At 44.7% G+C, this 8,055-nt stretch carries 6 protein-coding genes and 2 pseudogenes; 1 reads left to right on the forward strand and 7 read right to left on the reverse strand.

The features are described from left to right. The 3 genes and pseudogenes from QUB39_RS29960 to QUB39_RS29970 all read right to left on the reverse strand — a co-directional run. Positions 1–311: pseudogene (locus QUB39_RS29960) on the reverse strand (hypothetical protein); the annotation flags it as partial. Beyond that, positions 308–1,021, reverse strand: a complete 714-nt coding sequence (locus QUB39_RS29965; protein ID WP_333485229.1) for a hypothetical protein — start codon at positions 1,019–1,021, stop codon at positions 308–310. The pseudogene QUB39_RS29960 and the gene QUB39_RS29965, both read right to left, overlap by 4 nt. A gap of 231 nt (positions 1,022–1,252) precedes the next feature. Continuing rightward, entirely contained in the window at positions 1,253–2,686 is a 1,434-nt protein-coding gene (locus QUB39_RS29970; RefSeq protein WP_333053781.1) for a hypothetical protein, read from the reverse strand. A gap of 652 nt (positions 2,687–3,338) precedes the next feature. Between QUB39_RS29970 and QUB39_RS29975 the strand changes: the two genes are divergently transcribed. Continuing rightward, positions 3,339–4,460 (forward strand): EAL domain-containing protein, encoded by a 1,122-nt coding sequence (locus QUB39_RS29975; RefSeq protein ID WP_333053780.1) that lies wholly within the window; start codon positions 3,339–3,341, stop codon positions 4,458–4,460. Positions 4,461–4,535: 75 nt separating this feature from the next. On the opposite strand, the gene QUB39_RS29980 is transcribed toward QUB39_RS29975, so the two are convergent. From QUB39_RS29980 to QUB39_RS29995, 4 genes and pseudogenes are all read right to left on the reverse strand, one after another. Next, positions 4,536–5,411, reverse strand: coding sequence for an SDR family oxidoreductase (locus QUB39_RS29980; protein WP_333053779.1), 876 nt, complete (start codon positions 5,409–5,411; stop codon positions 4,536–4,538). Between the two features lie 147 nt (positions 5,412–5,558). Then, entirely contained in the window at positions 5,559–6,344 is a 786-nt protein-coding gene (gene xth, locus QUB39_RS29985; protein WP_333053778.1) for an exodeoxyribonuclease III, read from the reverse strand. A 76-nt stretch (positions 6,345–6,420) separates the two neighbouring features. Further along, the gene (locus QUB39_RS29990) at positions 6,421–6,810 is read right to left on the reverse strand and encodes a hypothetical protein (protein WP_333212820.1); all 390 of its coding nucleotides are present in this window, start codon (positions 6,808–6,810) and stop codon (positions 6,421–6,423) included. A gap of 164 nt (positions 6,811–6,974) precedes the next feature. Further along, a pseudogene (locus tag QUB39_RS29995) lies at positions 6,975–7,982 on the reverse strand (ATPase); the annotation flags it as partial. Between the last annotated feature and the right edge of the window lie 73 nt (positions 7,983–8,055).

The raw sequence follows: 8,055 nt of genomic DNA on the forward strand, positions 1-8,055 counted from the left end.
TGAACTTTAGCATCGGCTTCTTCAACTTTTGCCAGTGCTTCATAGGCGCGTTTAGACTGTTTTGCACCGTCTGTTTTCTCCTTTGCTAAATCCTTCATGGCGTCCGCTTCTTCTTTGGTGAAGTAGCGCGGTGCTGGCACAACTGGAACACTACGGATGCTGGAAAAGTTACCAGGATTTAGCGGTGTGATAACACTTGCGTCGGTGCTTGCCAAAACTTTGGATTTGTCGATTGCGTGTCCGCCGTCGTTGCTGGCAGTGAGTTTTCCAGCATCAGAATTGCCGCCGAATAGGCGTAGTTGTAAGCTCATAATTTTGTCCCGATTTGAATGTTGATGCGAACTGGGGAGGGAAATAAATTCAGGGGATTGATTTGACGCCACATAGACATAGCCAGCACAAACACTCCCGTCGATGCGAGTATGAGTGCGATGAGTTGCCCAAGGTCAACCCAGTCTAAAAAGCTGGTGGAATTCTGGCGGGTGAAACCGCACACAGGGAACGAACCGTCGTTAGTCCAATCTAGGGTGTCTACACTTTCTAGAACTGTGTCTAGTGGTGCAGTCAAGGTATACAAGCAGTCGAACTGCTTGCGACTACTTGCGACTGTTTGTATAACTTCGGGTACTGTGTCAAGCAGTTCAGGCACTGCGTCTACACTTCCTAGAACTGTGTCTAGTGGTGCAGTCAAGGTATACAAGCAGTCGGACTGCTTGCGACTGTTTGCGACTGTTTCACCTGTGTCTAGTGGTATGTCTAGCACTGCGTCTACAGTGTCTACAGTCGCTGTGTCAAGCAGTTCAGGCACTGCGTCTACACTTCCTAGAACTGTGTCTAGTGGTACGTCTAGCACTGTGTCAAGCGATTCACCGTCAACCAGGTACAGTTCTAGCAGCGCTTCCCATGTAGCAGTTTTGCTGAGTTTCCCAAACTGTCTGGCGTCTTCATTGGTGAAGCCACGGTCAAAGGCGATCGCCTTTAATTGGTCAATGCGACGGTAGCTGACGGTAGGTTTAGTCATGACAAAACCCCGCCAACTCAATCATTAAGAGTTGCGATCGTCCGTTAGGACAATCGGCTGAAAGTGGCATAATTTATAGGCTCCAAACGTACTAACTCTACGGTTTGGGGAAGTCGTGGTTTGGCTAGCATTGCAAGTGCTCGTCAACCGCGCAACAATCTTCCTTAGTTACTCACGATTGCAGACTTACACTTCCTTGTCAACACAGGGACTGTAAAGTTTTGTTTCAAATTATTCGGCAAGCAACTCCATCACTTTGTCGGATGTAAGGCCGTAAATAGCAGCTAACAAATCAACACATTGTGTGTTACTTCCTATCCGTTTGAGCACCCCAATTGCGCTACCTAGAGGAATAGTTTCCTTTGTAGATTGAGTCAACAGGTTAATTGTTGTTTCAGTGTTAGCTCGTCTCTTATAAATCCCTTCATTCATCTGTGTTGAATGCCCTAAACTTTTAGCTCTCGTCTCCTGAGACATCCCTCCCATTTGACCATTAAGGTTAGCTAAATGACGCAGTGCGTGAGTTTGTGATAGACCTTTGTTTAGTCTGGTTAAAAATTGACGCGCTCTCCTAGCGTAAGCCTTACCAATGGTATTTGGATTATCTGAAACTGAATGAATCTCCGGCAATTGTCCTGCTTTGAGTTCTAAGCGTTTTACCAAATCGGGATGGGTAGGAGGAAGCATCGGCACACACAATCTGTAGCCAGTTTTGGTTGTGGTGTCTAACAACGTTTTATCACCCACTACAGCAATCATTTTTATATTGTTTGGCTCAATCAGTGCCGGGATAATAACGCCATCCTTTGCTGTAAATGGTTTGTCGATGTTCTGAACAGCAAAGACCTCGTGAACCCGAAAGCCATACACCACTTGCATTGACAGCACCCACATCCACCGCTTGCGTGATTCTAAATGGTATCGTTTGTCATCAGGAATTGTTAAAATTTCCTCCCGAAGTTTCAAGAATTCATCAACCGATATAGATTGAAGGTCTTGTCTAAACTCTGTCTGCGTACCATCAACTTCTTTAAGGCGACTGAGTAAGTCAGTGTTTTGAATCGTTTCGGCGAGCTTACGCATAGCGCACAAGCAGTTCTTGAAACATTTAGTTCCTTTTTTTTTGCTGTTAACTGCCAACAGAATATCTGCCAAATTGACAACCGTGTTTTGTGGCAACAGTCTGTAATAGTGGCCGTAAACTACATTCCAAGAACGCTGCTGACTAATATTGCTTCTGTCACGCTGTTGGCGGCGTTTAGTGCGTCCATCCCAGTATTCTTTCTCTACTTTTGTAATTGCCTCGCCAAACGTTATTAAGTCATTTTTGATGATGTTTTTTTGCAAAATAACATCATCATACCAGCTTAAAAACTGAGTCTCACTAGAGAACGACTCTAGGGCGGTAGCAACCAAGTGAGCTTTATTTAAGGCATCGGTGATGCCCTGCATTGTGAGGTAGCACCCACAGGTTTTATTGACCCGCTTGTCACCTAGTCTGAACTGAAGGGTGATGTAAGACCCCTTAGCCTTACTGTCCTTCTTTAGTCCTACCCCTTTGGGGCATTCTTTCTGTGCTTGCTTGAAGTAGTCCAAAATCCGCTCATACCCAATAAGGTAGTCAGCAGATGTGCTGAGTGTGACTGAATTAGATTTTTCGCTCATCTTTCGCTCAATCCTCCATAGTGCTAAGTCGCCTACTGTGTAAAGAATACAGCAAGCTGCTCAGTTTTCGCTCAGATGCAAAACAGGTTGCCTAGATTGAGCGAAAAAATGGGCTAGGATGGCGGAAAGTGGTAGAATAGTTCCGAGAGCTTAATTCAAATCCTGTCATCCCGATTATAAAATTAAATTGGATATGCTCCAGCAAGTGAGTTTGTTTTGGGCGATCGTCCGGCTGTGTATATTTCTGGTTGGGATAAATTAAAGAATCGGGCGATTCCCTACGGGATAGCTGCGCTTCACGGGCGGGTTAATTTTCCTTTGCCAAAAAATCAACTCTAGCGACTGTTTTGGCAGACGGAATTATAGAATAAAACGTAAACAATCAGAGCAGCAGTAGAGAGTAGAGAACAAGTCTTTGCCTTCTCCCTCTGTGATGATTTGGGACTGTGTTCGATCGCAGGTACTTACTCAATGCTGAGAACTTTGAGCAAGGTTTGAAACCGGAGGCAAGTATAAATACTGCAATAATTCTTAAATACAAGTTAATTAAGATTTACATCTTGAGATAGATGAATTAATAGCTGAATGAGCTTATAATAAAAGATAGTTCTTAGCGGGTCTAAAATTAACCCGAAAACCGGAGGATATTCCAATGCAAATAAGTGGCAAAGCCTTCGGCTCCTGCTCTCGCTGCGAAACAGTACCCGCAAAAATAGAGGGCAGCGGAGGTCTATACCTGTGGTTTCCAGTATCGCACACGCTCAAAAAGGTTATTTCTGCACTAACCAAGGCTAAACTTGAATTCAAGCTTTTAGAAGAGAGCAAGTGTTTGTACGTTATGCTTGAGGGAATAGCGAGAGAAAATTTTAGCGCACTAGCATCATCGGTGCTGACAAGTCAAGAGTTGAAAGAGACTAAAGTTTTGTGGATGCGGGAAGTTGAACAGCCTAAATTTAGCGATTTTTATCGCAGCACTTCCTTAGACTCTTTTATTAATTTCAGCAAGTCTGATTGGCTGTTAGATTTATTGTCCGAAGAACGAATTACTACGCATTTTCAGCCCATTGTTTATACTTCAGATACTTCTAAAATTTTTGCTCATGAAGCCCTACTCCGAGGAATTGACGAGCAAGGAAACTTAATTTATCCGGGTCGGATTTTTGCCCAAGCAGAATCAGCAGGCATAATTTTTCAACTAGATGCTTTAGCCCGGACTCGCGCTATCCGGGAAGCCCATGTGTACGAGCTCAAAGAATTACTTTTTATTAATTTTTCTCCGACTTCAGTTTACGATCCCGCTACGTGCCTGCGAATGACTGTACAGGCTATTGATGAAGCGGGAATTCCTCACAGCAATATTGTTTTTGAAGTAGCGGAATCTCAGCACCCCCCCGATATCGATCACTTGATTAATATTCTGAGGTTTTACCGAGAGGCGGGATTTTTAATTGCCCTAGACGATTTTGGCAGCGGTTCTTCTAATTTAAATTTGATGCACCAATTGCGTCCAGATTTTATTAAGTTGGATATGCAATTAATTCGCAACGTCGATCAAGATTATTATAAGGCCCTAATTACTGAAAAGATGTTAGAAATTGCGTCTAAATTAGAGATTAAAACTGTTGCTGAAGGTGTGGAAACTTTGGAGGAGTTTGAGTGGGTGCGGGAACGGGGAGCAACTTTTGTTCAAGGTTATTTGATTGCTAAGCCGACTTCTCCGCCGATCGCACTTACAAGCTATATTGGTGCTCAACCACTACCTATTTCTGCTTAAATGGTTTTCAGGTGCGATTTTGCGTTACATTTGCTCATTACCAGGCAGAGCCTGGTAACGAGAATTACTAGCACTTTAAACGCTCAAATTGCGCCGCAAAAAGCTTTCTAAGGATTCCATTTTCATGCTGTAGATTGATTCCAAGTTTTGCACTTCTTCGGGAGTACAGAAATACTCATTACCCAGCAATACCCGCAAAGTTCCTAAGTCTTTTTGAGCTTGAGGATTCAATAAACCCAAGGCATTTCTCAAACCGTCAAACACAACCAGTGGCGGGTTGATTACCATCGGTTCGCGCTTGAATAATCGTCCGAAAATGCGGGGAATGTCATCCCTTGTCAGCACATCCGGGCCACCGACTCGCAGAATTTGGTTGCGTGCGCCTTCGACTGTTGGCGAGTTTGCGGCAATATGAGCTAAGTCGTCGGTACTGACAACAGAGGTGCGGTTTTTGCCGTCGCCAATCAGCAGGTAAAGTCCGGTTTCTCGAAATCTTTCTGCTAGGGGTAACAAGCTGGAAGCAAAACCGGCAGGCCGCAAGATTGTATAATTCAATCCACTGTTTTGCAGGTATTTTTCTACTTCTCGCTTGGCTTTGAATACTGCGGAATCTTCGTATCCTCGATCGACTCCCAGTACCGAAAGAAAGACAAAGTGCTGCACTCCGGCTTCTTTGGCACAGTCGATCAATTCTATGTTAGCGCGGTAGTGTACTGCTTGAACGTCGCCCCCGGTGCCGTGGCTGCTGATGATGTACTGCACTCCTTGGCAGGCTTTTTTAATATCTTTGTCTTGTTTCAAGTCGCCAATAAAAATCTCAGCGCCTCGGTTTTCTAGTTCAGAGTAGCGAGATGCGAGGCGAACGAATGCGCGGACAGGCTTTTCTTGCTGTCTGATTTCTCGTACAATTCGGCGGCCTAGTGCGCCTGTTGCTCCGGTTACTAAGAACATGATTTTTGGTTGTTGGTTGTTATTAACTGGATCGGGAGTTACGCATAGGATCGAGAAACCGGGTTTCTTAAATTTATCGTTGCTCAACCTAAGATTTATGGTAGAAACCCGGTTTCTTTTGCCTTAGTTTTATTTATAACTCATAAATCAAATTTCGACAATTACGGGGGCGTGGTCGCTGGGTTTGATTAATTTTCTGGGAGCAATGTCTATTGTACAGTTTTTTGCTTGTTCGTACAGGGGAGGGCTGAGATAATGGTGGTCGATTCTCCAGCCGTTGTTGCGGGGAAATGCGGCGGCGCGGTAGTCCCACCAGCTATAATGACCGCCTTCTGATGTGAATTTGCGAAAGGGGTCGTTTAATCCTAATTCTATGATTTCTGTTAGTGCGAGGCGCTCGGCAACAGACAAGCCGACGGAGTTAGCATTGGCTTTGGGATTGTGGATATCTCGATCGTCCGGGACGATGTTGAAGTCGCCGCAAATGCACAAGTTGGGGGATTTATCTAGTGCTATTTTGAGGTATTCTTGCAGCAGTTTGAGCCACTTTAGCTTGTACTCATATTTCTCGCTGCCGACTTCGGAACCGTTGGGAACGTATACGCAAATAATGCAAATATCGTCTATAATCCCCGCTATGAGGCGTTTTTGTTCGTCAAAAATACCTGTGGTTTCGTCGCCGAGAATGGGGGCAAATCCGGTGGTGATTTGCGTTAGGGGCGATCGGCTAAAAATGGCAACGCCGTTGTAGGATTTTTGACCGGAAATGTAGCAGTTGTAGCCGAGGTTGGTGAAGGGTTCTAGGGGGAAGTCTTTGTCTGTAACTTTGGTTTCTTGGAGGCAGAGAACGTCTGGGGAGTTGGTTTGCAACCAGCTAGTAACGTGTTCTATGCGGGTGCGGATTGAGTTGACGTTCCAGGTGGCGATTTTCATTAATATAGTAATCCTAAAGGTTAGGTGAGAGGGAGAGCGATCGCACCTATTTTAAGCTATTTTTTGCCGTGTCAACTCACTTGATTTGATAAATGTAAGCATCTTCGACCCACGTCTGATTAATCCGATCATTCGTCATTCTTCTGCCTGATAAGTCTAAATTCCAATCTTGTTGTATCTGACGTAAGCCCTCAATTAAGTCATGTTTTGGGCTTACTGCTACAAGTGCTGTCCAATCGATTTTCAATTCAGGTTTAACTTCGCGAAAGACTGACAGAATTTCCCCATAAGTTTTAAGAGGCCCTTCGCTATCGTACAGAGGTGAGGTGAGCATTAGCCGCCATGTTTCTGGTTCTGGTGCGTAGTTCCAGAGAGCAGAGTCAACTGATAGATGTGCTGCATTTAGAGCGTCTATTAGTCTTTGACCTTCTGCTATTTCGTGACTTAATAATGTTGCTGTAGCCATTGTAAAACTCCGTGAGTGGGGTCAGTAATTGCTAAGTAAATGCAGATTCAAGACTTACGCATCAATATCAAAGAAACCGGGTTTTTTACCAAATTCTAGGCAGGTATGCAGTATTTTCGTAAAAAACCCGGTTTCTGCCTCCACGACTAAAATTGATAAGTTTATCAGTTTTTGTGTCGGGTTTTGTTGATTATATACTCTCTGATTACTGGCCCGATCGTAAAGTGCGATCGCCCATTTTGTTTTACCGTTTCAACTAATGACCGTCGTCCTAAAGATTGCATGACTTTCAAGAGTTCGGGCGGTGATAGTTGCAGGTTTTCTGGTATTTTTGAGATGTCGGCTGGTTCGGGGGTATTGGCTAGCCATGCGATCGCCTGTTGTTCGGATGCGGTTAGGCGATCGAAATGCTGGTGCAGGAGTGATTCTAAGTCTCCTAAGAATAGGGTATCATAGGAGAGGAATTCGGAAACGCTACCGCCGAATAAGTCTTGAATCAATGTGGCAACTATATTTAACCATAAGGGATTGCCTCGGTAAAGGTCGATTAATTCTGACCATTTCTCCGGTTCTGCTAATCCTTTTTCTCTGAATATTTCTTGTGCTTCCGGGCCTAAACCGTTGAGTTGCAGAGATTTGCAGGGGCGGTTTTCGCCTTCTAATGCGGCGATTTCTCTGGGTTTTTCCCAACTCAGGAGGATTAAGCAACTGTTGTGGGATGATTCTGTTATTTGTTTGAAGAATGCGCCGTAATTTTCATATCCAGGTTGGTAATTTCCTGCGAGTTGTCCGCTGCTGAAGATGGTTTGGATATCATCGAGGATGATCAGACAGCGGTGCGATCGTAAATAGTTGATTACCCCCCCCAACCCCCCCTTGCTAAGGGGGGGAGAAAGAGGTTTAATCTCTTCGCCGCGCCTGGGAGAAAGAGGTTTAATCTCTTCGCCGCGCCTGGGAGAAAGAGGTTTAATCTCTTCGCCCCCCCTTGATAAGGGGGGGTTGGGGGGGTTAGTTTCTTGCTGCTGGGAGAGGAATTTAATTAAGTCGGTTTGGAGTGATGCCAGCGGTGGAGAGTTGCGGAGACTTCGCCAGATGATGCGATCGAATTCGTGTTGAATTTGTGAGATTAGTTGGAGTGTAAGGGCGGTTTTGCCAATACCGGATAAGCCTAACGGGACTTAAACAAATTTTAAGCCCAAACAAAGCCTAAACTGGCTTTATAAGCGGAGAATACGTCCCAATTTT

The organism is Microcoleus sp. AT8-B5, assembly GCF_036705565.1.
In the GTDB taxonomy this organism is placed as follows: domain Bacteria; phylum Cyanobacteriota; class Cyanobacteriia; order Cyanobacteriales; family Microcoleaceae; genus Microcoleus.